This window comes from Comamonas faecalis, from assembly GCF_039538025.1.
GTDB classification, from domain to species: domain Bacteria; phylum Pseudomonadota; class Gammaproteobacteria; order Burkholderiales; family Burkholderiaceae_C; genus Comamonas_C; species Comamonas_C faecalis.
Map to the genome: position 1 here is coordinate 89787 of NZ_BAABBP010000001.1, position 20864 is coordinate 110650.

The window sequence follows — 20864 nt, forward strand, 5'->3', positions numbered from 1 at the left end:
GCGGGCCGCAACGGAATTTCCCGACCCCTTCCCATGGAGAGACACCAATGATCGACCTGAACAAGCGCCAGATGCTGCAACTGGCCGCCGCCTCTGCGGCCGGGCTTGCGCTGCCCAGCTACGCCGCGGGTGGCAAGCCCTTGAAAGTCGGCTGGATCTACGTGGGCCCGGTGGGCGACGGCGGCTGGACGTTTGCCCACGACAACGGGCGCAAGGCGGTGGAGAAGATGTTCGGCGACCGCGTGCAGACCGTGTTCGTCGAGAACGTGCCCGAGGGCCCGGACGCCGAGCGCGTCGCGCGCGACCTGGTCAAGCAGGGCTGCGGGCTGATCTTCGGCACCAGCTTTGGCTTCATGAACCCGATGCTCAAGGTAGCCAAGGACAACCCCAAGGTCATGTTCGAGCACTGCACCGGCTACAAGACGGCCAAGAATCTGCGCACCTACGAGGCGCGCAACTACGAGGGCGCCTACCTGGCCGGCCTGATTGCAGGCAGCGTCAGCAAGACCGGCAAGCTCGGCCACGTCGCCACGGTGCCGATCCCCGAGGTGTTGCGCAACCTCAACAGCTTTGCGCTGGGTGCGCGCGCGGTGAACCCCAAGGCCACGCTGCAGGTGGTCTGGCTCAACGAGTGGCACAACCCGCCCAAGGAGGTCGAGGCGGCCACGACGCTGATCAACGCCGGCGCCGACGTGCTGTTCCAGAACACCGACTCGTCGGCCGTGCTCAAGACCGCAGAGTCGATGGGCAAGCACGCTTTCGGCTGGAACTCACCGATGGCCAGCTACGGACCCAAGGCGCACCTGGGCTCGTCCATCATCGACTGGGCGCCGTACTACACCCACGCCGTCGGCCAGGCGCTCGATGGCGGCTGGAAGGTCGGCCCCAACCAGTGGTGGGGCGTCAAGGAGGGCGCGATCGACCTGATCGACGTCCCCGACAGCGTGCCCGCCGACGCGCGTGCGCGCGTCGAAAAAGCCAAGGCCGGCCTGAAGGACGGCTCGTTCTCGATCTGGACCGGCCCTGTCAAGGACAACCAGGGCAAGGAAGTGCTGACCGGCGGCAAGGTGGCCGATGACGACTTCCTCAAGGCCATCCAGTTCTACGTCGAGGGCGTGGAAGGCAAGGTGCCGGGCAAGTAAGCTTGCGCACTGACGCAACCGCACACAAGGGCTGCCGCGGGCAGCCCTTGGTGTTTGAGCGGCATGCACAGTCGTATGCCCACGACAACAGGGAGACAAGCACCGATGACCACCTTCCCAACGATCGCCTCCGACCACCTGCCCGCGCTGCTGGCCGCCATCCCGAAGGCCGAGCTGCACATCCACATCGAAGGTTCGCTTGAGCCCGAGATGATTTTTGCGCTGGCGCAACGCAACGGCGTGCACCTGCCCTACGACAGCATCGAGGCGCTGCGCAGCGCCTATGCGTTCACCGACTTGCAGAGTTTTCTGGACATCTACTACGCCGGCGCCAGCGTGCTGCTGCACGAGCAGGATTTCTACGACATGGCGCTGGCCTATCTGCAGCGCGCGGCGCGCGACAATGTGGTGCGCGCCGAGATCTTCTTCGACCCGCAGACGCACACCGCGCGCGGCGTGGCGATGGAGACGGTGGTGCGTGGCCTGCGCCGCGCCTGCGTGGATGCGCACGCCCAGTGGGGCATCAGCGCAGCGCTGATCCTGTCCTTTTTGCGCCACTTGAGCGAGGAGGAGGCGTTCGAGACGCTGGAGCAGGCACTGCCGTTCCTGGGCGAGTTCATCGGCGTGGGGCTGGACAGCAGCGAGCTGGGCCACCCGCCGGAGAAGTTCGCCCGCGTGTTCGCCCGCTGCCGCGAGCTGGGCCTGCATGTCGTCGCCCATGCGGGCGAGGAGGGGCCGCCGGCCTATGTCTGGGCGGCGCTGGACGTGCTCGGCGCCGAGCGCATCGACCATGGCGTGCGCGCGGTACAGGACGCGCTGCTGATGCAGCGCCTGGCCCGCGAGCGCATTCCGCTCACGGTGTGTCCGCTGTCCAACGTCAAGCTGCGCGTGTTCCCCGACCTGGCCAGGCATAGCCTGCCGCAGCTGCTGCAGGCCGGGCTGGCCGCCACGATCAACAGCGATGATCCGGCCTACTTCGGCGGCTACATCAACGACAACTTCACCCAGACCTTTGCCGCGCTGCCGCAGCTGGATGCACGCGATGCCTGGCAGCTGGCGCACAACAGTTTTGCCGCCAGCTTTGCACCCGAGGCCGACAAGCGCGCCTGGCAGCAGCAGCTGCAGGCCTGTGTGGAGCGCGTCGCGGACGGCGGGTGAGCCTGCGCGCTGCCGTCGCGCCGGGTCAGAACGGCTCGGCCAGTGGCGCCAGCCCATGGCGCGCGCGGGCACGCCGGCAGGCGTCGGAGCCGGGCTCGAACTCGCGGCAGGGTCCGGGGCGCCATTCGTAGATGCCGCAGCTGGCCTGCTCGCCGACTTTGCCCACGAGCGCCGCGCAGCGCGGCGGGCTGTGGTCGGTGCCGCGCATGCGCACCATGGTCGGCGTGACGGGAACAGCCAGTCCGTCCGGCACGCTGCCGCCCTCGGCCTCGGTCTCCATCACCGAAAAATCCACGCGCAGGCTGGCGCAGCAGGCGCCGCAGTGCAGGCAGGGGTGGTCGGGCGCATTCATGTGTCAGGCCGCCTGCGGCAGATCGGGCCAGGGCGTGGGCAGCGGCGCCAGGCCGTGGCGCGCGCGGGCCTCGTTGCAGCGCTCGCTGCCCATCTCGAAGCTGCGGCAGGCGCTGGGGCGCTGCTCGTAAATACCGCACACCGAGGTCTCGCCCAGGCAGCCGGTCAGCGCGTCGCAGCGCACCGGGCGGCGCGCCGTGCCGTTCATGCGCCAGCGGTTGCCGTTCACTTCGTGCGCCAGCGCGTCGGGCACCAGCCCGCCCATCGATTGCAGTTCATAGACCGAAAATTCCACGCGGTACTCGTGGCAACAGGCTCCGCAGTGCAGGCAGGGGTGATCGTCCAGTGACATGATCGGATCTGAAAATGGCCCGGCAGTCGCTGGCGTCGCAGGCCAGGAGGCGGGCGGGGGGTGAAACGCTGGCGATGCGTCCGCGCGGGATGCACCTACCACCAAACAGGGCGGTCTATTGCGTGAAGCGGTGCGGCGGGCGCACCATGGCGTGCAGATAGGCGTTCATTTCGGATGCGACAAGATCGGATGGAGATATACCGATGACCCGATTATTTCAGGTTGGCGACCATGTGCGATGGAACAGCGAGGCGGGCCATGTGAGTGGTCACATCATTGCGGTGCACACGCAGGACTTCGACTACAAGGGCCACCGTCACCGGGCCACGCCCGACAACCCGCAGTACGAAATCCGCAGCGACAAGACCGATCACATCGCCGCCCATCGCGGCGCGGTGCTCGAGCGCCTGTGATGGCGCCGATCTTCTACACCATCGGCCACTCCAACCACAGCCTGGAGGAGTTCGCTGCGCTGCTGCGGCAGGTGCAGATTGGCTGCCTGGTCGACATCCGCAAGATGACAGGGTCGCGCGCCCAGCCCCAGTTCGACGCCGACGCTCTGGCGCCGGCGCTGCGCGCACAGGGAATCGACTACTGCCACATGGCGGCGCTGGGCGGTCTGCGCGGGCGCACGCCGGGCGTGGATGCGCGCGCCAACGGCTGGTGGAGCAACGCCAGCTTTCACCGCTATGCCGACTACGCCTGCACGCCCGCGTTTGCCCAGGGCCTGCAGGAACTTCTGGCGCTGGGAGAGCAAAAGCGCTGTGCGCTCATGTGCGCCGAGGTGCTGTGGTGGCGCTGCCACCGGCGCATCGTGACCGACCACCTGCTGGCGCATGGCTGCCAGGTGCTGCACATCATGGGTCTGGGCAAGGTCGAGCCGGCGCGGCTGAGCGCCGGGGCGGTGGTGGGCGAGGGCGGACAGGTCAGCTATCCGCTGCAGCCGGCGGGGTGAGTGCCGGTGTTGATCGCGCTGGCAGCTTGCCTTGTCAGGCAATCCGGCCGAGCAAAAGGTACTCCATGAGTGCCTTCTGCACGTGCATCCGTTGTGGCTTCGGCGCGCGGCCTGCGGCCGCTTCACGTGCGCTGCGCGCACATGAGCCTGCGCCGAAACAGTCTGCCTGCGCTGGCGCACAGCCGCCTGGCTACGCCAGCCGGCCGAGCAAAAGGTACTCCATGAGTGCCTTTTGCACGTGCATTCTGTTTTCTGCCTCGTCCCAGACTACGGATTGGGGGCCGTCGATGACGTCGGCCATGACTTCCTCGCCGCGGTGGGCGGGCAGGCAGTGCATGAACAGGGCGTCGGGCTGGGCAGCGGACATCATCTCGGCGTCCACGCACCAGTCGGCGAAGGCCTTGCGGCGGGCCTCGTTCTCGGCCTCGTAGCCCATGCTGGTCCACACGTCGGTGGTGACCAGGTCGGCGCCGCGGCAGGCGTCCATCGGGTTGGCGAAGACCTTGTAGCAGCCGGCGCGGTGGGGCTTGCCGCCAAAGGCCAGCTTCTCGTCGACCTCGTAGCCGCCGGGGGTGCTGACGTGCACAGTGAAGCCCAGCAGGTCGGCGGCCTGCAGCCAGGTGTTGGCCATGTTGTTGCCGTCGCCCACCCAGGCGACCACCTTGCCCTGAAGGCATGAGAGTGCGTCGCCTGCGTCGCCGCGTGAGCCGCGGTGCTCTATGAAGGTGAACAGGTCGGCCATGATCTGGCAGGGGTGGAACTCGTTGGTCAGGCCGTTGATGACCGGCACGCGCGAGAACTCGGCAAAGCGCTCGATCTTGTCCTGGCCGAAGGTGCGGATCATCACCAGGTCGGTCATGCGGCTGATGACGCGCGCGCTGTCCTCGATCGGCTCGGCGCGGCCCAGCTGGCTGTCGCCGGTGGTCAGGTGGACGACTGAGCCGCCCAGCTGGTACATGCCGGCCTCGAAGGACACGCGCGTGCGCGTGCTGGCCTTCTCGAAGATCATGGCCAGCGTGCGGTCGGCCAGCGGGTGGTATTTCTCGTAGCCCTTGAACTTGGCCTTGATCACCGCCGCGCGCTGGAACAGGTAGGCGTATTCGTCGGCGGAAAAATCAGAGAACTGCAGGTAGTGCTTCATTGGGCGGCTTTCATTGGGCCAGGAAGTCGCGCACCACGGGGGTGAGCCGGGAGGCGATCTCGTCGGCTTCCTCGCGCGTGAGGATGAGCGCGGGGACGATGCGGATCACGCTGTCGGAGGTGACCGACAGCAGCAGGCCGGCCTCGGCCGCCAGGTTGATCAGCGCACCGCAGGGGCGGTCGAGCTCGACGCCGATGATCAGGCCCTGGCCGCGCACCTCGTTGACGCCGGCAATCGGCAGCAGCGCCTTTTCCAGCGCAGCCTTCAGATAGGCGCCGACCTCGGTGGCGTTGGCCAGCAGGCGGTCTTCTTCCATGATGCGGATGGTCTCGACCCCGGCGCGCATGGCCAGCGGGTTGCCGCCGAACGTCGTGCCATGGTTGCCCGGTTGCAGTACCTGCGCCGCCGCGCCGTGGGCCAGCACCGCGCCGATCGGCACGCCCGACCCAAGGCCCTTGGCCAGCGTCATCACGTCGGGGACGATGCCCGCCCACTGATGGGCGAACCACTTGCCGGTGCGGCCCATGCCGGCCTGCACTTCGTCGAACATCATCAGCCAGCCGTGCTCGTCGCACAGCCGGCGCACCTGCTGCATGTATTCCACGCGCATCGGATGCAGGCCGCCCTCGCCCTGGATGGGCTCCATCATTACCGCGACGACGTTCGGGTTGCCTTCGGTCGCCTCCCGGAGCGCCTCGATGTCGTTGGGCGCGACGCGCAGGAAACCGTCGAGCAGCGGGCCGAAGCCGTTGCGCACCTTGGGGTTGCTGGTGGCGGTCATCGTCGCGAACGAGCGGCCGTGGAAGGCGTGGTCGTAGACGACGATGACGGGTTTTTCAATGCCCTTGTCCACGCCGTACTTGCGCGCGATCTTGATGGCCGCCTCGTTCGCCTCCAGCCCGGTGCTGCAATAGAACACGTTGGTCATGTGCGCGCGCTCGGTCAAGAGCTGCGCCAGTCGCTCCTGGTTGGGCACGTGGTAATAGTTGGAGCAGTGGATGATCTTGGCCACCTGATCCTGCAGCGCAGGCACCAGCTTGGGGTGGTTGTGCCCCAGGGTGTTGACCGCGATGCCCGCCAGCGCGTCCAGGTACTGCCGGCCGTTGGTGTCCCATACGCGTACGCCCTGGCCGCGCTCCAGTGCGATGGGCACGCGGCCATAGGTGTTCATCACGTGGGGCGAGGCAGCCTCGGCGGTAGCGGTCATGGGAATCAACTCCTCAGATGGATGGCGCTGTGGCGGACATGGTCTTGTCGCGGCGCAGCAAATCGAACATTCTAGTGTGGCGTTTCCAGCTTGTTGCGCGGCGTCAAGGCCGGGCGGTGCATGGCACCGTATAAACCCCAGGTCTTGTATAAGAGTTAGAATGCCGGGTTGCGACCCAACAGGCCGCACCCATTCCAACGCTCCACCACCGATGGCTGCACCCTCGTCCAAAGAAGTCTTCATTCAAGGCCTTACCAAGGAAGGCAAGACCTTTCGGCCCAGTGATTGGGCCGAAAGGCTGGCAGGCGTGATGAGTCAGTTTCGCCCGGGAGGCGCCTGCTCCAATCCGGGCAGCCACCTGAGCTATTCGCCCTGGTGCATTCCCACGTCGATGGGCGGCGTCAAGTGCGTCGTCGTGCACCGCGACCTGCAGGGCCACGAGCCGATGGCCTGGGACTTCGTGATGAACTTTGCCAAGGACAACAGCCTGCAGGTGGTCGAGGCCTGCCTGCTGCCGGACGCGAAATAAGCGGCTGCGGGCGCGGCGTGCCGCCGCGATGGAGCCATCGGCCAGAGGGCTGGCCTTCCACACCGACACCGACTCGCGGCACCTGTTTTGCAGGCGCCGCTTTTTTGTCAGCCGATGCGGATGAGCTGCTGGCCCTGGCCGTGGGCGAGCAGCCAGGCTTGCGCCTGGTATTCGCGCGCGACGTGGGTGATGGCGTGTTCATCCATGAGCGAGAAGGCGGTGGACAGCGCGTCGGCCGTGGTGGCGTTGGCCGCGCGCACGGTGACGCTGGCCCAGCGCGGGCGGGCCAGGCCGCTGCGCGGGTCGAACAGGTGGGTGGTGCTGCCGTCGGCGGTCAAGGGCGTGCCATAGCCGCCCGAAGTGGCCAGTGCCTGGTCGCGCAGCGCGACTTTTCCCAGCAGCTGGGCGCGGTTGGCGGGGTCGGCAATGCCGGCCAGCCAGGCATCGCGGTGTTCGGGGCGGCCGATGGCGCGGGTCTCGCCCAGGTCGATCAGGGCGTGCTCGAGCCCGTTGGCGCGCAGCAGCTCGGTGACGCGGTCGGTGATGTAGCCCTGGGCGATGCCGTTGAGCGTGAGTGCCATGCCGGGGCGTGCCAGGGCAATCGCCTGCTCGTCCACCAGCACGTGCTGCCAGCCCACCGACGCCAGCGCGCGCTGCAAGTCCCGTGGTGCGGGCGGCAGCGGTTTGCCCGCCTGCAGCTGGCGCGCGTAGAGCTGCCACAGCGGTTGGACGCTCACGTCGAAACAGCCGTCGGTCGCGCGGCTGAACTGCAGGGCTTCGGAGATGAGGCGCGCCATGTCGGCCGCCGGGCGGTCGAGCCGGCCGCTGCGGTTGAGCTGCACCAGCGCGCTGTCGTCCTGGTAGAGGCTGAAGATTTTTTCCAGCCGCTGGACCTCGGCGACGGCCAGGGCGATCAGCTTTTCGGCGTGGGCGCGGTCGGGGTGCAGCAGCTGCATTTGCGCGTCGGCGCCCAGCGCAATGCCCTGCCAGGTGACGGGCTCGGGTGGCTGCGCAGCGGCCAGCGGGCCGGCGGCCAGGGCCGCGCCGCTGGCGGCCAGGATGCGAATGAAACGGCGGCGGGTGGCGGGGGCGTGGGTCATGACGCGGGGCCTTTCGCGGGTGTCTGGGGCTGCGGCCCGAAGACGTAGTCCTCGGGCATGGTGTCGAAGGTGACGATCTCGCCGCCGTGGCGCGCAACGAAGTCGCGCGCCTGTTCAAGGTCGGCAAAGGGCAGGGCGTCTGGCGCGCCCATGCCGCCGACGAATTCGCTGCGAATGACGTAATGCGCGCTGCGTGCGTCGATCCAGGCGTCATCCGGCGGGTTGCCCTGGGCGTCGGCGCGGGCCATGTCCTGCACGTAGATGGCGGTGATGGTCTTGGCCTCTTCGGGCAGCAGGGTGAAGGCAAACACCTGGGTGACGTCGGACAACCAGACGATCTCCTTGTTGTCGCGCAGGTGGATCTGCCCCTTGGGGCCGATGTGCTCGCTCAGGTTCATGGTGCAGAAATGCCCGGTGGCGTTTGCGGTGAGCGCGCTGGGCGGGGGCGGCGGCACGTCGCTTGCGCCGCTGCCGCAGGCGGCCAGGGTCAACGCCAGGGCTAGTGCCGCGGCCAGCCGCAGCCAGGGTTGGCGGTATGAAGTCAGCATTACAAAGCCCTCCGTTTGAAGCGCATGGCCGCCAGCGTCAGCGGCACGACCACCCACAGCGCCTGGGCCAGCAGCAGCGCCGCCGTGGGCAGCGTGGCCTTGTCGGTCAGCCCCGCCATGCCCGAGAACATGGCGATGTTCTCGTGGCCCGTGAGGTTGAGCAGGCGGTATACGTCGGTGGGGTTGAACAGCAGGATGACGTTGAGCATCTGCGCCGTGACGACGCGGCCCTGGTCGACGACGAGCAGGCCGATCAGGCCCATGTCGAAGATCACCACCAGAAACAGCCAGACGCCGACGGCAATGCCGGCGGCGGTGACGCGGTCGCTCACCAGTGCGCTGATCAGATAGCCCAGCGCCAGAAAGCCCGCGCCCAGCAGGATGCTGGCGCCGATCAGGAGGAGAAAAGGCGTCCAGCCCGAGACGTCGAGCCCGCCGTGCCACAGCTGCAGGAGGATGCCGGCCGCGCCATAGCCGCCGACGATGGCCAGCGACAGCACGACCAGGTGGCCGCAGAACTTGCCGGTGAGCACCTGCGCGCGCGAGACCGGGTAGGACAGCAAGAGCGCCATGGTGCCGCGGTCGATCTCGCCGACGATGGCGTCGTACGACAGCAAGAGGGCGATGAGCGGCACGAGAAAGATCGACAGGCTCGACAGGCTGACGACGGTGACGACCAGCGGGTCGACCTTGACGCTGCCCGTGGGCGCGCTGCCCAGCAGGCCCAGCGCCAGCGCCAGCGCCGCCAGCAGCAGGGCCACGGCCAGCACCCAGCGGTTGCGCAGGCCGTCGCGCACTTCCTTGCCGATGAGGGTGAGCGTGGCGTTCATGCGGCTTGCTCCTGGCGGGTGGCGGCCGCGGGTTCGCGGCGCAGAAAGTGGGCGTACATCTCGTCCAGGCCGGGTTGCTCCAGCTCGATGTCGCGCAGGCCGGCAAAGTCCTGCGCCTGGCGCAGATGGTCGATCTTGTCGGCGTTGGCGCATTGCAGCTCGATGCGCTGCGGGCCGATGTGCTGCCAGCCCGTGGGCAGGCCGGCTGGGGGCGCGGCGAGCGTCAGGCGGATGCGCACCGGCAGGTCGGCCTGGCGGCGCAGGTCGGCGAGCGAGCCGTCGGCGATTTTCTTGCCTTTTTGCAGGACGAAGACACGGTCGGCCAGGCCTTCGAGTTCGGCCAGCGCATGGGTGGACAGCAGGATGGCCGCGCCGCGCGCGCGCAGCTCGCCGACGATTTCATAGAACAGCAGGCGCGATGCGGGATCGAGCCCCGTGGTCGGCTCGTCGAGCAGCAAGACGCGCGGCGTGCCCAGCAGCGCCTGGGCCAGCGCCAGCCGCTGGCGCATGCCCTTGGAGTAGCCGCCCACGCGCTTGTGCGCCGCGTCGGCAATGCCCACACGTTCGAGCAGCGCGCGGTTGCCCGCCGTGGGCAGGCTTTTGAGCCTGGCGTAGAAGTCCAGCGTCTCGCTGCCGGTGAGCGACGGGTGCAGCGCCACCGTCTCGGGCAGGTAGCCCAGCTGGCGGCGCGCGCGCGCGGCGGCCTTGCTGTGCGCCAGCTCGCCGAGCACGCGCACCGTGCCTTCTTCGGGCTGGATCAGGCCGAGAATGGACTTCATCAGCGTGCTTTTGCCCGCACCGTTGTGGCCGGCGAGGATGGCGCATTCGCCCGCATGCAGCTGCAGGCTGACGCCGTCGACGGCGCGCTGGCGGCCATAGCGTTTGGTCACGCCGCGCAGGTCGATCGTGGCCGCGGTATCAGCCATGCAGGCTTCCTCCTGGGTGGGTGATGAACGAGTGGGTGAGAGAGGGGGTGGCGGGCGCCGCGCTCATGGGCACGCCTTGCCATTTCTGGCGCTCCTGCTCGCGCTTTTGCGCGCCGGCCGCGCCCTGCTCGGGGCGAATGCCCAGCGCGTCGATGGCGTCCAGCGTCTTGGACGCGGGCGGCTCCATCAGCGGCGCGCTGTCGACGACGCCGCCGGGCAGGATGGCCGGGAACTGCGATTGCGCCCAGCGCACGATGGTCACGGCCGGGCTGTTGAGCAGCAGGCGGGCGTTGGGCGCGCGCCAGACCACCTGGTCCATGATGCCGTTGGGGCGGTAGGCGGTGTCGCCAATGCCGTTGCCGTCAAGGTCGAAGATCGACGCGTCCGACCAGTAGTTGCCGCGGCCCTGGTGCGACCATTCGACCAGCTGGGTGCTCACGTACTTGACCTGGTTGCGGTTGCCGACGAAGGCGTTGTCGTGGAATTCGTTGTTCTGCGAGGCGGTGTAGTGCACGCCGATGTCGCAGTCCTCGAAGTGGTTGCCCTTGATCTGGTTGACGTTGGAGTTGTAGACGAATACGCATTTCTCGGCGCCGATGACGACGTTGGCGTCGACTGCCGAGTAGTTGGTTGCGTTGAGCATCAGGCCCTGGGCCAGGTTGTCGATGGCGATGTTGCCGTGGACGATGAGGTTGCGCGAAAACATCAGCGCGTAGCCGATCTGGTTGCCCGTCGAGATGTTGTCGCTGACCACGCTGTCGTTGGTGTACATGTAGTGCACCGCGTAGCGCAGGTCGTGAAAGCGGTTGCGCGAGAAGACGTTGTGCGTGCTGTTGTTCGAAAAAATGCCGTCGCGGCCCAGCGAAATCTCGTTGTCCACCACCTGCGAGCCGGGGGCGTTCCACACCGTCACGCCATTGCCGCGCTCGTTGATGCGCAGCTCGGCATTGCCGACGATGCGGTTGTGCTCGACCAGCGCGTCCCGGGTGCCCCAGAGGTAGACGCCGACCGAGTTGTCGAGGATGTCGTTGTGCGCGACGTGGGCGCGCTCGCTGCCCTTGTGCAGAAAGATGCCGGCGTCCATGTCGGCCAGGCTCAGGCCGGAGTTGCGCACCGTCAGGCCCGTGAGCGTGACGTCGTTGCCCTTGACCCAGATGGTGCGGCCCTTGCGCTCGCCGATGATGCGGGCGCTGCGGTCTTCGGGGCCTTGCAGGGTGATGGGTTTGTTCAGCACCAGGTTGCCCGGGTAGTCGCCGCTGGCCAGCTGGAGCACGTCGCCGGGCGCGGCCGCGTCCACGACCGACTGCAGGTCGGCCGTGGGCTGGACCGCGATGGTGGCGGCGTGCACGAGCGCCGCACCGGTGCCTTGCAGCACCAGCGCGGCGGCCAGTGCCGCCACATGCTTTGTGACGGCGGGAAGGCGCATGGCGGTCAGGCCTTTTTCTTCTTGGGTTTGACGTTCATCTGGCCCGACATCTCCATGTGCAGCGCGTGGCAGAACCACTGGCAGTAGTACCAGTGCACGCCGGGGCGCGAGGCGACGAAGGTAATCGACGAGGTTGCCTGCGGGCCGACCTCCATGGCCAGGCCGTAGCCGGTCAGGGTGAAGCCGTGCGTCAGGTCTTCGATGGTGTCGACGTTGGTGACCACCACCGTGACTTCGTCGCCCTCGTTGACCTCGAAGTTGTGCACGCTGAAAGTGGGCGCGACGGCCGTCATGTAGACGCGCACCTTGTTGCCGTCGCGGATTACCTCCGCCGCCGACTCCAGCTCCACGCCGTCCTTCTTGGCCTGCTGGCGGATGTCGTCCCACATCGGGTCGTCGCGCTTCCAGGTGTGGCGCGGGCGGATCTTGGAGCGGTGCACCAGCAGCATGTCGTGCGGCTCGGCAAAGCTGGGGCCGTCGTGCACCAGGCGCATCTTGTCGCCGGAGATGTCGATCAGCTGGTCGCACTCGGGCTTGAGCGGGCCGACGTTGAGGAAACGATCCTTGGAGAACTTGTTGAGCGAGATCAGCCACTTGCCGTCGGCTTCCTTGGTCTCGCCCATGGTCGTGTGGTTGTGGCCGGGCTGGAAGTGCACGTCGATCTTCTCGATGATGGGATCGACCTTCTTGCCGTTGTAGGCCTCGATGGCCTTGGCCATGTTCCACTTGACGACCTGGCTGTCGATGAACAGCGTGGTGTAGGCGTTGCCGCGGCCGTCAAAGGCCGTGTGCAGCGGGCCCAGGCCCAGTTCGGGCTCGGCGACGACGACGTCGCGCGGCTTGATCTTGTCGGCAAACAGGTCGTCGAGCTTGCGCACGTCGATCATGGTCACCGTCGGCGAGAGCTTGCCGTTGAGCACGATGTGCACCTGGTCGGGCGCGGCGTTGCAGCCGTGCGGCGAGTTGGGCACCGGAATGTAGCGCGTGTACTTGGAGCCGTGGCGGCCGTCGAGCACCTTGACGCCATTGATGGTCTTGAAGTCGCCGCTCTTGATGCCTTGCTCGATGCGCGCGATGTTGAACACCACCGCCCAGTCCTGCTCGTTGGACGACATTTCGGTGACGTTCAGGCCCTTCTCGGAGTTGTAGCAGGTCGAGACCGCGTACTTGCCCTGGTAGTCGGCGTCCATGTTGTCCAGGTTGCCGTCGACGATCACCTGCCAGGCGATCTTCATGGTGTCGCCGTCGATGGCGGTGAACACGGCCCAGTAGTTTTTCTCGGGGTCGCCAAACACGCTGCCGTCGTTGGGGATGGGCACGATGTGCTCGCCGTTGGCGAACACGTAGCCGGTCTTGGGGTAGCGCTGCGGGCGCAGCCCGTGGATGGAGCTGGCGTTGGGCACTTCGACGATCTTGTCGACCTTCATCACGTCGCAGCGGATGCGCGCCACGCGGGTGTTGGCCTTGTCGTTGATGAAGATGTAGCGCCCGTCGTAGGTGCCGTCGGTGAACGACATGTGGGGGTGGTGCGCGTCGCCGTTGGGCAGCACGCCGCCCATGCCGTAGGCCTGCTTGGCGAACTTGAGCGTCTCGGGCGTCAGGTTCTCCGTCATGATCTTGCGGCTCTCGTTGGTCAGACCCCAGCCGGTGGCGCTGCAGATGTTGAAGATTGGGATGCGCATGAGCTCGCGCATCGAGGGCAGGCCCAGAATGCGCACCTCGCCCGACTGGCCGCCCGAGGCGAAGGCGTAGTACTCGTCGAGCTCGCCCGGGCCCACTTCGCTGGTCAGGCCTTTCTGGGCTTTCTTGTTGCTTTGCGCATGCGCGCTGGTGGCCAGGTGGGCAGCGCCCACGGCAGCGACACCACCGACGGCGGCAGCGCCCAGGAAACCACGCCTCTTCAGCTTGGTTTGCTCTTCGTTGTGATCAGACATGGATTTCTCCTGTGGAGTTGAAAAGGGGGGCGTGTGCCGTGCTGGGCTGCTACACGCCTGGAGCGAAAAACTCAGTGGGCCTGGGGTTGGACGTCGCCGTCGCCCTTGCCGATGCTCTTGCGCCGCGTGACCACGGTGACGGGGGCTGCGGGTGTGGCGGACGCGGGTGCGGGCTTTTTGCGCAGCTTGGCGTTCTTCTGGATCAGGTGCGGGCAGCGGTTGTCGTTGTGGTAGAGCTGCTGGCAGTTCAGGCACTGGATGCACTCGTTGGGGTCGATGTCGCCCTCGGGCTTGATCGCCTGCACCGGGCACTCGACGGCACACAGCTGGCAGGGGTTGCCGCACATCTTGTAGCGGCGCAGCCAGTCGAAGATGCGCAGCTTGGCTGGAATGGCCAGCGCCGCGCCCATGGGGCACAGGTAGCGGCAGTAGAAGCGCTCGATGAACAGGCCGGCGCCCACCAGCAAGACGGCGAAGATCACGAACGGCCAGTCGCGGATGAACTTCAGGATGATGGCGGTCTTGAAAGGCTCGATTTCGGCGAGCATCTCGGCCAGCGCCATCTGGTAGAGCGAGACGCCGAACAGACCGATGAAGATCACGTACTTGAGCCCGGCCAGGCGGGTGTGCACGCCGTGGCGCACCTTGATCTGCGGCACGTGCAGCGCGCGCGCCAGCTTGTTGGTGAGCTCCTGCAGCGCGCCGAACGGGCACAGCCAGCCGCAGAAGGCACCGCGGTTCCAGAAAATCATCGACACCGCGGTGGCCACCCACAGCAGGAAGACGATGGGATCCATCAGGAAGTAGTCCCAGTGAAAGCCGTTCATCAGCGCGTGGGTGAAGGTCAGGACGTTGACCACCGACGGCTGTGCCTTGGCATACCAGCCTATCCAGAACAGCGAGAACAGCAGAAAGGCAATGCGAAAGCGCTTGTAGAACTTCTCGTGCTTGGTCAGCTGGTCCTGGAAGAAGAACAAGCCGATGAGCGTGACCAGCGCAAAGCTGATGACGATGATTTGCCCGGTCTTGGCGATCCAGATCTGCTTCCACAGCTGCGGGTCTTGCTCCCAGTCGGTGGCGCCCGCTGGGGCTGCGCCTTGGGCTGCAGGTGCGGCGGCAATCGGTTCGACCTTGACCAGGCTGGCGGGCAGCTCGTAGTTGAGGTTGAAGGTCGTGAAGGCCTTTTGCTGCACGTTCATCACGCGCTGCACCATCAGCTGCAGGCGCCAGGGCTCGGTGGGGTCAAACGTGGCATCGGCGGGAATGGTGAACAGCGCGATTTCGCGAAAGCTCGGTGCACCGGCGGCCATGATGTCGCCCAGGCGCTCGTGGTCGGAATCGCTGAACTGAATGCCGTTGTCGCCCTGGATCACTTCGATGCGGTCGAACACGCCGCCGCGCACATAGCCCGACCCCTTGAAGGAGTAGCGCCCCTCACCGGCCACGACGATGGCCTGCTGGCCGGGTTTGAGGCGCTCTTTGAGCCAGTCCCAGTCGGCCTGGCCCAGTACGCTGCGGCCGATGGACGGCACGCTCACCAGGGCGGCGTACAGGTCGATGAAGCTGTCCTCGGGGTCGCCCGGCTCGGGCCTGTCGATGGCGCCCTGGCGCCCGCTCTTGATGAAAGCCTGGTTGACGTCGTCGACGCTGACGTGCAGGTGCGAGATGGCACCGCTGGCGAGCAGTTCGTCCCAGGACTGGACGCTGCCCTCGTCCATGACGATGCTGCGCTTTTCGGTGGGCGCGGCTGCGGCTGCGGCTGCGGCGGCGCCGGCCGTGCTTTGTTCGCCGCCGATGTGGGCGCGCGCCACCAGCATCGAAGAGCGCGTGATGCTGTCGCCCACGACCATCAGCGTGACGGTCGCGCCGCTGACGATGTCCACCGGCGGCGCGTCGCCCGGGCGCGGCGGCGCCTTGTAGTAGTTCTTGCCGACGTAGCCGTTGATGAAGTTGACCACGGCCGAGTCGGGAACGCCGATCAGCACGATGGGCTCGTGGTGGTCGACCAGCTTGGCGCCAACGATTTCCCCGTCCATGGACAAACCGACCAGGATGTCGATGGGCAGGCTGGAATAGCCGCGCGTATTGACGACGTCCGAGGTCAGATAGACATAGCCGACCTGCTTGTCACCGGTGAAGGCGGGCGCCACCGTCGGGTCGCCCCCGGGCACGCCCAGGCGGTTGGCACCGGGTACCAGTTCCTGCACCGGCGCGGCCGACAGGTAATCCGCCAGGCGCGGGCCACTTTGGTCCTGGCGCGCCATGGCCTGCTTTTTGTTCAGCAGCGACTCGATTTTTTCGGCGGTGGTGCTTGCCTGCACCGAGGGTGAGCCGACCAGAACGGACAAAGACAGGGCAGCGCAAGCGAGGAATGCAAGGCTTTTGCGTGCTGCGCGGCGCGTGGCTTCAAGCATGGTCTGGAGATGTTGTTGAATAAGGGAAAACCTGTACGCGAGAGTAATAGGGTTTTCCATGAAGGCAATTGATTGAAATCAAGACTCGGGTTTTCCTATGGAAATCCGCTGTTGCTTGATTCGTCGCGCGCGCTGCCCGTGTTCTCGTCGTCTGGTGTGTTTGCGCGGTCCTCGGTGCGCGGTGCCTGCGCTTTCATGGGCAGGTGCCGCGGGCGGACTACCGTGCCGCAGCAATCGTTGGTATTTTTGTTGTTGCTTGTTTTTTGTGCAGTCGTTTTTCGAGCGGGCAACAAAAAACCGCCACGAAGGCGGTTCTTGCTTTGCTGACAGCGCACCCAGTGCAAACGGCGGGCGGCGCGGGCCGCCCGTGCGGGTGCCTGACGGTGGGGGTCAGGCGGCGGCCAGCGCCTTGATCTTGGCCGACAGGCGGCTCTTGTCGCGCGCGGCCTTGTTCTTGTGGAAGATGCCCTTGTCGGCAATCGTGTCGATCACGGACTGGGCCTTGGTGAACAGCTCGGCGGCCTTGGCCTTGTCGCCGGCGACCACGGCCTTTTCAATGTTCTTGACCGCGGTGCGGTACTTGGAGCGCAGCGAGGTATTGGCTGCATTGAGCGCGACGTTCTGGCGCGCGCGTTTGCGGCCCGATGCCAGGCGGGGGTTCTTGCGGGGTTTTCCTGATGCCATGATGGTAGTTCCTTGTGTCTGTGGATGTTGTCAGCAAAGCCGGAGATTATAGCGCGAATGTAATTTTCTCCGGCCGGCCTCATGGCGCGCATACACTCGCCCGGGTGTCACTCTTCAAAGCCGCCTCCACCGTCTCGCTGCTCACCCTGGCCTCGCGTGTGACCGGCCTGGCGCGCGACCTCCTGATGGCCTCGGTCTTTGGCGCCAACGTGCTGACCGACGCCTTCAACGTCGCGTTTCGCATTCCCAACCTGTTTCGCCGCCTGTTTGCCGAGGGCGCGTTCAGCCAGGCCTTCGTTCCGGTGCTCGCTGGCCACCGGGCGCAGCATGGCGAGGAGTCCACCCATGCGCTGATCGACGCGGTGGCCACGGTGCTGCTGTGGGTGCTGATGGCCGTGTGCGTGGTCGGCTCGGTGGGCGCGCCGGTGCTGGTCTGGCTGCTGGCCAGCGGCCTGCGGGCGCACCCGCAGGGCATGGAGGCGGCGGTGTTCATGACGCGCTGGATGTTCCCCTACATCGGCTTCATGTCGCTGGTGGCGCTGTCGGCGGGCATTTTGAACACCTGGAGGCGCTTTGCCGTGCCGGCCATCACGCCGGTGCTGCTCAATCTGTGCATGATCGCCGCCGCCTGGTGGGGCGCGCCGCTGCTGGGCGAGCGCGGCGTCGAGCCGATTTACGCGATGGTCGGCGGAGTGATGGGCGGCGGCGTGCTGCAGCTGGCGGTGCAGCTGCCGGCGCTGATGCGCCTGTCGCTGATGCCGCGCATCGGCATGAGCGCCGCAGTCATCGGGCAGGCCTGGCGCAATCCAGGAGTGCGCCGCATCCTGCAGCTGATGGCGCCGGCGCTGCTGGGCGTGGGCGTGGCGCAGGTGTCGCTGATGATCAATACGCAGATCGCCTCCTACCTGGCGCCGGGCAGCGTGACCTGGCTGTTCTACGCCGACCGGCTGATGGAATTTCCCACCGCGCTCTTGGGCGTGGCGCTGGGCGTGGTGCTCACGCCCCAGCTGTCGGCCGCGCAGGCGGCGGGCGATGGTGAGCGCTACTCGGCCATGCTCGACTGGGGGCTGCGCCTGGTCGTGCTGCTGGCCGTTCCCTGTGCCGTGGGCCTGCTGGTCTACGCCCGCCCGCTGGTGGCCACGTTGTTTCACTATGGCGCGCTGCACGACGGCGACGTGCTGCGCATCGCGGCGGCCCTGGTCGGTTATGGCGTGGGGCTGCTGGGGCTGGTGGCGGTCAAGGTGCTGGCGCCCGGCTTCTACGCCCGCCAGGACATCCGCACGCCGGTGCGCATCGCCATCTTCGTGCTGATTGGCACGCAGCTGCTCAATGTGGCGCTCGTCCCCTGGCTGGCGCATGTGGGGCTGGCGCTGTCGATCGGCGTGGGCGCGCTGGGCAATGCGCTGTGGCTGCTCACCGGCCTGGTGCGCTGCGGCAGCTATCGCCCGCGCCCGGGCTGGCGGCGTTTTGCTCTGCAGGTGGCGCTGGCGTCGGTGGCGCTGGCGCTGTGGCTGGCCTGGGGCGCGCGGCATTTCGACTGGCTGGCCCTGCGCGCCCATCCCGCGCAGCGCGTGGGCCTGCTGGCGGCGACGCTGGGCGCCGCGGTACTGCTTTATTTTGGTGCGCTGCTGGCCAGCGGCGTGAAGCTGCGCCAGCTGGTGCGGCGGTGAGGGCGAACGCCATGGCCATGCATTTCGACGTTCCCACGCCTCTGCAGTATTTCGCCAGCCTGGTGCAGGAGGAGCCGATTGCCCTGCTGGAGGCAGCCGCGTGCATCGGCCACGACGAGGACCCGCGGCTGGACGTGCAGCAGGTGCTCGACCAGGTCGACGCCTGGCTGGCGCGGCTGCAGCGGCGCATTCCGGCCGACGCCGCGGCGCTGCAGCGCCTGGGGCTGCTGCAGCAGTTCTTTTTTCGCGAGCTGGGCTTTGCCGGCAACCTCAACGACTACTACGCACCCGAAAACAGCTATCTGCACGCGGTGGTGCGCACGCGCCGCGGCATCCCGATCTCGCTGGCCGTGCTGTGGCTGGAGCTGGCGCAGGCCATCGGCCTGAAGGCGTTCGGCGTGTCCTTTCCGGGGCATTTCTTGGTCAAGGTGCGCCTGACGCAGGGCTGGGCCGTGATCGACCCGATGACTGGGGAGTCGCTGTCGCGCGAGGCGGTCAGCGAGCGGCTGCAACTGGTGCTGCCCGCCGACGCGCCGGTGCACGACGACGCCTTGATCGAGGCGAACCTGCGCGCGGCGCCGCCGCGCGAAACCCTGGCGCGCATGCTGCACAACCTCAAGGAAATCCACCACGCAGCGCAGGACTGGCAGCGGCTGCTGGCGGTGCACGACCGCCTGCTGGTGCTGCTGCCGCGCGACTGGCCCGAGTGGCGCGACCGCGGCCTGACCCGCATGCAACTGGGCCAGATGCAGGAGGCCGCTCAGGACTTGCAGACCTATCTGGATCACGCCCGCCAGGCCGAGGACGCCCAGGCCATCACGATGCTGGTGCAGGCGCTGCGCAGCGGCGGTGCAATGTAAAACGGAGTACGCGCAGGCGTACTCCGTGATGTGCAGTGGCGGCGATCCGCTGGGTCAGTTGGCCTTGACCGCCAGCACCGGGCAGGAGACCGTGAGCAGGATTTCCTGGGCCATGCTGCCCATCAGCAGCTTGCCCACCGGCGAGCGCTTGCGCAGGCCGATGACGAGCACGCGCACGTTCATTGTGTCGACCAGTTCCTCGATCTCCTCGATCGTGCCCTTGCCGCGCACGAACTGCTTGAACTGTGCCTTGATCGGCAGGGCCGCCAGGCGCTCTTCCACGCGCTCGACCTCGTAGCCGTTGACGATGCTGGCGTCGTCGCGCCCGCCCGGGCCGGCGTTGACGACGATCAGCTCCTCGTTGTTGTTGACGGCGATCTCAATGGCGGCGTCCAGCGCTGCCTGGCCTTCGGGGCGGGGAACATAGGCGACGAGCAAGGTCATGGGTTGTCTCTCCGGTAGGGTGGTTGCGGGGTGGCGCAGCGGGCGCCGGCAGCTCGGCAGGATAGCCCAACGCAGCCGCGTTGGCGAGTCGGTGCGATACCGGGTGTGGGTGGCGCGTGACAGTGGCGAATGGCGGCGTCAGACCAGGCGCGCCGCCTGCAATTCCTTTTTCAGGTAGGCGTAGAACAGCGGCGCGGCCACCAGGCCGGCGGGGCCGAAGACCGCCTCCGCAAAGAACATCACGGCCAGCAGCTCCCACACGCTCATGTGCGTGCGTTGGCCGACCACCTTGGCGTTGATCACGTATTCGGCCTTGTGGATCAGCACCAGGAAAGCCAGGCAGGCGGCGGCGACGGCCGGCGAGACCGACAGGCCGACGAGTGTCAGCACCGTGTTGCACAGCAGGTTGCCGACGATGGGCACCAGCCCGGCGACGAAGGTCAGCGTGATCAGCGCCGGCGTGTAGGGCAGGCGCATGCCCCACCAGGGCAGGATCGCCAGCAGGAAGATGGCGGTGAGCAGGGTATTGAACGAGGCGATCCAGAACTGCGCGGCGACGATCTGGCTGAAGGCCTCGCCCATGCGCGTGGTGCGCAGCGTCAGCTGCTGCGCCAGAGGCCGGCGCCGGTGGCTGGGCGCGCGCGCGGCGGCCAGCGCGCCGATCAGCAGGCCCATGTAGACGTACAGCAGCCCGCCCAGCCAGATGCGGCCGGTATGCGCCAGCGCGCCGGCCTTGGCCGCCAGGTAGGACGCCAGCGCGCGCTGGACCTCCTGGGCCTCGTCGGGCAGTTGGGCTGCCATGTCCGGCGGCAGCTTGTCGCGCAGCTCCAGCACGGTGCGCGCCAGAAAATCGAGCAGTTCGCGGTACTGCTGCGGCGCGGCCAGCACATAGCTGCGCGACTGCGACAGCGCCAGCACGATGGGCAGCAGCGACAACAGCATGACGACGGTGGCCGCCAGCGTCTGGTGGCGCAGCGGCAGGCCGCCAGGCAGGCGCGCCAGTTGCCCGGCCACCCAGCGCGTGAGCACGAAGCCCAGGCACAGGCTGAGCATGCCCGGCAGCAGGCCATAGACCATGACCAGCAGCAGCGCCGCAGCCATCAGCAGGTAGCTGGCCCAGATGACCGGGCGCGAGACCACGGCGCCGGCGCCGTGGTGCGCGTGTTGCGAAGAGGGCATGGGTGGGTCGCTGG

The 20864-nt window shown here is 67.2% G+C and carries 21 protein-coding genes; 7 read left to right on the forward strand and 14 right to left on the reverse strand.

All coding sequences use genetic code 11. The annotated features are described in order from the left end of the window. Positions 1–47 precede the first annotated feature (47 nt). Both ABD767_RS00400 and ABD767_RS00405 read left to right on the forward strand, forming a co-directional pair. The gene (locus ABD767_RS00400; protein WP_103043577.1) at positions 48–1142 is read left to right on the forward strand and encodes a BMP family ABC transporter substrate-binding protein; all 1095 of its coding nucleotides are present in this window, start codon (positions 48–50) and stop codon (positions 1140–1142) included. A 105-nt stretch (positions 1143–1247) separates the two neighbouring features. After that, positions 1248–2300 carry an adenosine deaminase gene (locus ABD767_RS00405; RefSeq protein WP_103043576.1) on the forward strand — a complete coding sequence of 351 codons (1053 nt, stop codon included), beginning with the start codon at positions 1248–1250 and terminating at the stop codon, positions 2298–2300. 25 nt (positions 2301–2325) lie between these two features. Here the strand turns inward: ABD767_RS00405 and ABD767_RS00410 are convergent, their stop codons facing one another. Together ABD767_RS00410 and ABD767_RS00415 are read right to left on the reverse strand one after the other, a co-directional pair. Then, the gene (locus ABD767_RS00410; RefSeq protein ID WP_103043575.1) at positions 2326–2652 is read right to left on the reverse strand and encodes a YkgJ family cysteine cluster protein; all 327 of its coding nucleotides are present in this window, start codon (positions 2650–2652) and stop codon (positions 2326–2328) included. A gap of 3 nt (positions 2653–2655) precedes the next feature. Next, positions 2656–3003, reverse strand: coding sequence for a YkgJ family cysteine cluster protein (locus ABD767_RS00415; RefSeq protein WP_103043574.1), 348 nt, complete (start codon positions 3001–3003; stop codon positions 2656–2658). Positions 3004–3206: 203 nt separating this feature from the next. Between ABD767_RS00415 and ABD767_RS00420 the strand changes: the two genes are divergently transcribed. Next, a complete protein-coding gene (locus ABD767_RS00420) occupies positions 3207–3416 on the forward strand; it encodes an HVA1 family protein (protein WP_103043573.1) in 210 nt (69 codons plus the stop codon). Next, positions 3416–3958 carry a DUF488 family protein gene (locus ABD767_RS00425; RefSeq protein ID WP_103043572.1) on the forward strand — a complete coding sequence of 181 codons (543 nt, stop codon included), beginning with the start codon at positions 3416–3418 and terminating at the stop codon, positions 3956–3958. Before ABD767_RS00420 ends, ABD767_RS00425 begins: the two co-directional genes overlap by 1 nt. Positions 3959–4148: 190 nt before the next feature. On the opposite strand, the gene argF is transcribed toward ABD767_RS00425, so the two are convergent. After that, complete coding sequence (gene argF, locus ABD767_RS00430) at positions 4149–5099, reverse strand: ornithine carbamoyltransferase (RefSeq protein ID WP_103043571.1); 951 nt, start codon at positions 5097–5099, stop codon at positions 4149–4151. 10 nt (positions 5100–5109) lie between these two features. Continuing rightward, positions 5110–6306, reverse strand: a complete 1197-nt coding sequence (locus ABD767_RS00435) for an acetylornithine/succinylornithine family transaminase (RefSeq protein WP_103043570.1) — start codon at positions 6304–6306, stop codon at positions 5110–5112. A gap of 211 nt (positions 6307–6517) precedes the next feature. Here ABD767_RS00435 and ABD767_RS00440 point away from each other — a divergent pair, with 211 nt between their 5' ends. Continuing rightward, positions 6518–6835, forward strand: coding sequence for a DUF3579 domain-containing protein (locus tag ABD767_RS00440; protein ID WP_103043569.1), 318 nt, complete (start codon positions 6518–6520; stop codon positions 6833–6835). Between the two features lie 107 nt (positions 6836–6942). Here ABD767_RS00440 and ABD767_RS00445 read toward each other — a convergent pair whose 3' ends face one another. From ABD767_RS00445 to rpsT, 8 genes are all read right to left on the reverse strand, one after another. Next, on the reverse strand, positions 6943–7935 hold the full coding sequence (locus ABD767_RS00445; RefSeq protein ID WP_344867534.1) for an FAD:protein FMN transferase: 993 nt from the start codon (positions 7933–7935) through the stop codon (positions 6943–6945). Then, positions 7932–8483 carry a nitrous oxide reductase accessory protein NosL gene (locus ABD767_RS00450; protein WP_344867536.1) on the reverse strand — a complete coding sequence of 184 codons (552 nt, stop codon included), beginning with the start codon at positions 8481–8483 and terminating at the stop codon, positions 7932–7934. The genes ABD767_RS00445 and ABD767_RS00450 overlap by 4 nt, the downstream gene beginning before the upstream one ends. After that, positions 8483–9313, reverse strand: coding sequence for an ABC transporter permease subunit (locus tag ABD767_RS00455; protein WP_103043566.1), 831 nt, complete (start codon positions 9311–9313; stop codon positions 8483–8485). The genes ABD767_RS00450 and ABD767_RS00455 overlap by 1 nt, the downstream gene beginning before the upstream one ends. Then, positions 9310–10239, reverse strand: a complete 930-nt coding sequence (locus tag ABD767_RS00460; protein ID WP_344867540.1) for an ABC transporter ATP-binding protein — start codon at positions 10237–10239, stop codon at positions 9310–9312. Before ABD767_RS00460 ends, ABD767_RS00455 begins: the two co-directional genes overlap by 4 nt. Continuing rightward, positions 10232–11665, reverse strand: coding sequence for a nitrous oxide reductase family maturation protein NosD (locus tag ABD767_RS00465; RefSeq protein WP_344867542.1), 1434 nt, complete (start codon positions 11663–11665; stop codon positions 10232–10234). Before ABD767_RS00465 ends, ABD767_RS00460 begins: the two co-directional genes overlap by 8 nt. A 5-nt stretch (positions 11666–11670) precedes the next feature. Then, on the reverse strand, positions 11671–13599 hold the full coding sequence (gene nosZ / locus ABD767_RS00470; RefSeq protein ID WP_103043563.1) for a TAT-dependent nitrous-oxide reductase: 1929 nt from the start codon (positions 13597–13599) through the stop codon (positions 11671–11673). A gap of 71 nt (positions 13600–13670) precedes the next feature. Then, a complete protein-coding gene (locus tag ABD767_RS00475; protein ID WP_344867545.1) occupies positions 13671–16013 on the reverse strand; it encodes a 4Fe-4S binding protein in 2343 nt (780 codons plus the stop codon). A 390-nt stretch (positions 16014–16403) separates the two neighbouring features. Then, the gene (gene rpsT / locus ABD767_RS00480) at positions 16404–16697 is read right to left on the reverse strand and encodes a 30S ribosomal protein S20 (protein WP_103043562.1); all 294 of its coding nucleotides are present in this window, start codon (positions 16695–16697) and stop codon (positions 16404–16406) included. 104 nt (positions 16698–16801) lie between these two features. On the opposite strand from rpsT, the gene murJ reads away from it, so the two are divergent. Further along, positions 16802–18367 carry a murein biosynthesis integral membrane protein MurJ gene (murJ, locus tag ABD767_RS00485; RefSeq protein ID WP_344867549.1) on the forward strand — a complete coding sequence of 522 codons (1566 nt, stop codon included), beginning with the start codon at positions 16802–16804 and terminating at the stop codon, positions 18365–18367. A gap of 11 nt (positions 18368–18378) precedes the next feature. After that, positions 18379–19227: a SirB1 family protein gene (locus ABD767_RS00490; RefSeq protein WP_344867551.1), complete on the forward strand. Its 849-nt coding sequence runs from the start codon at positions 18379–18381 to the stop codon at positions 19225–19227. A 54-nt stretch (positions 19228–19281) separates the two neighbouring features. Here the strand turns inward: ABD767_RS00490 and ABD767_RS00495 are convergent, their stop codons facing one another. Both ABD767_RS00495 and ABD767_RS00500 read right to left on the reverse strand, forming a co-directional pair. Further along, positions 19282–19671, reverse strand: a complete 390-nt coding sequence (locus tag ABD767_RS00495) for a universal stress protein (RefSeq protein ID WP_103043559.1) — start codon at positions 19669–19671, stop codon at positions 19282–19284. A 138-nt stretch (positions 19672–19809) separates the two neighbouring features. Beyond that, positions 19810–20850 carry an AI-2E family transporter gene (locus ABD767_RS00500; RefSeq protein WP_103043558.1) on the reverse strand — a complete coding sequence of 347 codons (1041 nt, stop codon included), beginning with the start codon at positions 20848–20850 and terminating at the stop codon, positions 19810–19812. Positions 20851–20864 lie beyond the last annotated feature (14 nt).

Excerpts from the sequence above, each read along its gene's own strand:
- ABD767_RS00460 (WP_344867540.1), bottom strand. The coding sequence starts at position 10,239 with ATGGCTGATACCGCGGCCACGATCGACCTGCGCGGCGTGACCAAACGC.
- rpsT (WP_103043562.1), bottom strand. The coding sequence starts at position 16,697 with ATGGCATCAGGAAAACCCCGCAAGAACCCCCGCCTGGCATCGGGCCGC.
- ABD767_RS00450 (WP_344867536.1), bottom strand. The coding sequence starts at position 8,483 with ATGCTGACTTCATACCGCCAACCCTGGCTGCGGCTGGCCGCGGCACTA.
- ABD767_RS00445 (WP_344867534.1), bottom strand. The coding sequence starts at position 7,935 with ATGACCCACGCCCCCGCCACCCGCCGCCGTTTCATTCGCATCCTGGCC.
- nosZ (WP_103043563.1), bottom strand. The coding sequence starts at position 13,599 with ATGTCTGATCACAACGAAGAGCAAACCAAGCTGAAGAGGCGTGGTTTC.
- ABD767_RS00475 (WP_344867545.1), bottom strand. The coding sequence starts at position 16,013 with ATGCTTGAAGCCACGCGCCGCGCAGCACGCAAAAGCCTTGCATTCCTC.
- ABD767_RS00400 (WP_103043577.1), top strand. The coding sequence starts at position 48 with ATGATCGACCTGAACAAGCGCCAGATGCTGCAACTGGCCGCCGCCTCT.
- ABD767_RS00490 (WP_344867551.1), top strand. The coding sequence starts at position 18,379 with ATGGCCATGCATTTCGACGTTCCCACGCCTCTGCAGTATTTCGCCAGC.
- ABD767_RS00495 (WP_103043559.1), bottom strand. The coding sequence starts at position 19,671 with ATGACCTTGCTCGTCGCCTATGTTCCCCGCCCCGAAGGCCAGGCAGCG.
- ABD767_RS00455 (WP_103043566.1), bottom strand. The coding sequence starts at position 9,313 with ATGAACGCCACGCTCACCCTCATCGGCAAGGAAGTGCGCGACGGCCTG.
- argF (WP_103043571.1), bottom strand. The coding sequence starts at position 5,099 with ATGAAGCACTACCTGCAGTTCTCTGATTTTTCCGCCGACGAATACGCC.
- ABD767_RS00415 (WP_103043574.1), bottom strand. The coding sequence starts at position 3,003 with ATGTCACTGGACGATCACCCCTGCCTGCACTGCGGAGCCTGTTGCCAC.
- ABD767_RS00420 (WP_103043573.1), top strand. The coding sequence starts at position 3,207 with ATGACCCGATTATTTCAGGTTGGCGACCATGTGCGATGGAACAGCGAG.
- ABD767_RS00410 (WP_103043575.1), bottom strand. The coding sequence starts at position 2,652 with ATGAATGCGCCCGACCACCCCTGCCTGCACTGCGGCGCCTGCTGCGCC.
- ABD767_RS00440 (WP_103043569.1), top strand. The coding sequence starts at position 6,518 with ATGGCTGCACCCTCGTCCAAAGAAGTCTTCATTCAAGGCCTTACCAAG.
- ABD767_RS00405 (WP_103043576.1), top strand. The coding sequence starts at position 1,248 with ATGACCACCTTCCCAACGATCGCCTCCGACCACCTGCCCGCGCTGCTG.
- ABD767_RS00435 (WP_103043570.1), bottom strand. The coding sequence starts at position 6,306 with ATGACCGCTACCGCCGAGGCTGCCTCGCCCCACGTGATGAACACCTAT.
- ABD767_RS00465 (WP_344867542.1), bottom strand. The coding sequence starts at position 11,665 with ATGCGCCTTCCCGCCGTCACAAAGCATGTGGCGGCACTGGCCGCCGCG.
- ABD767_RS00425 (WP_103043572.1), top strand. The coding sequence starts at position 3,416 with ATGGCGCCGATCTTCTACACCATCGGCCACTCCAACCACAGCCTGGAG.
- ABD767_RS00500 (WP_103043558.1), bottom strand. The coding sequence starts at position 20,850 with ATGCCCTCTTCGCAACACGCGCACCACGGCGCCGGCGCCGTGGTCTCG.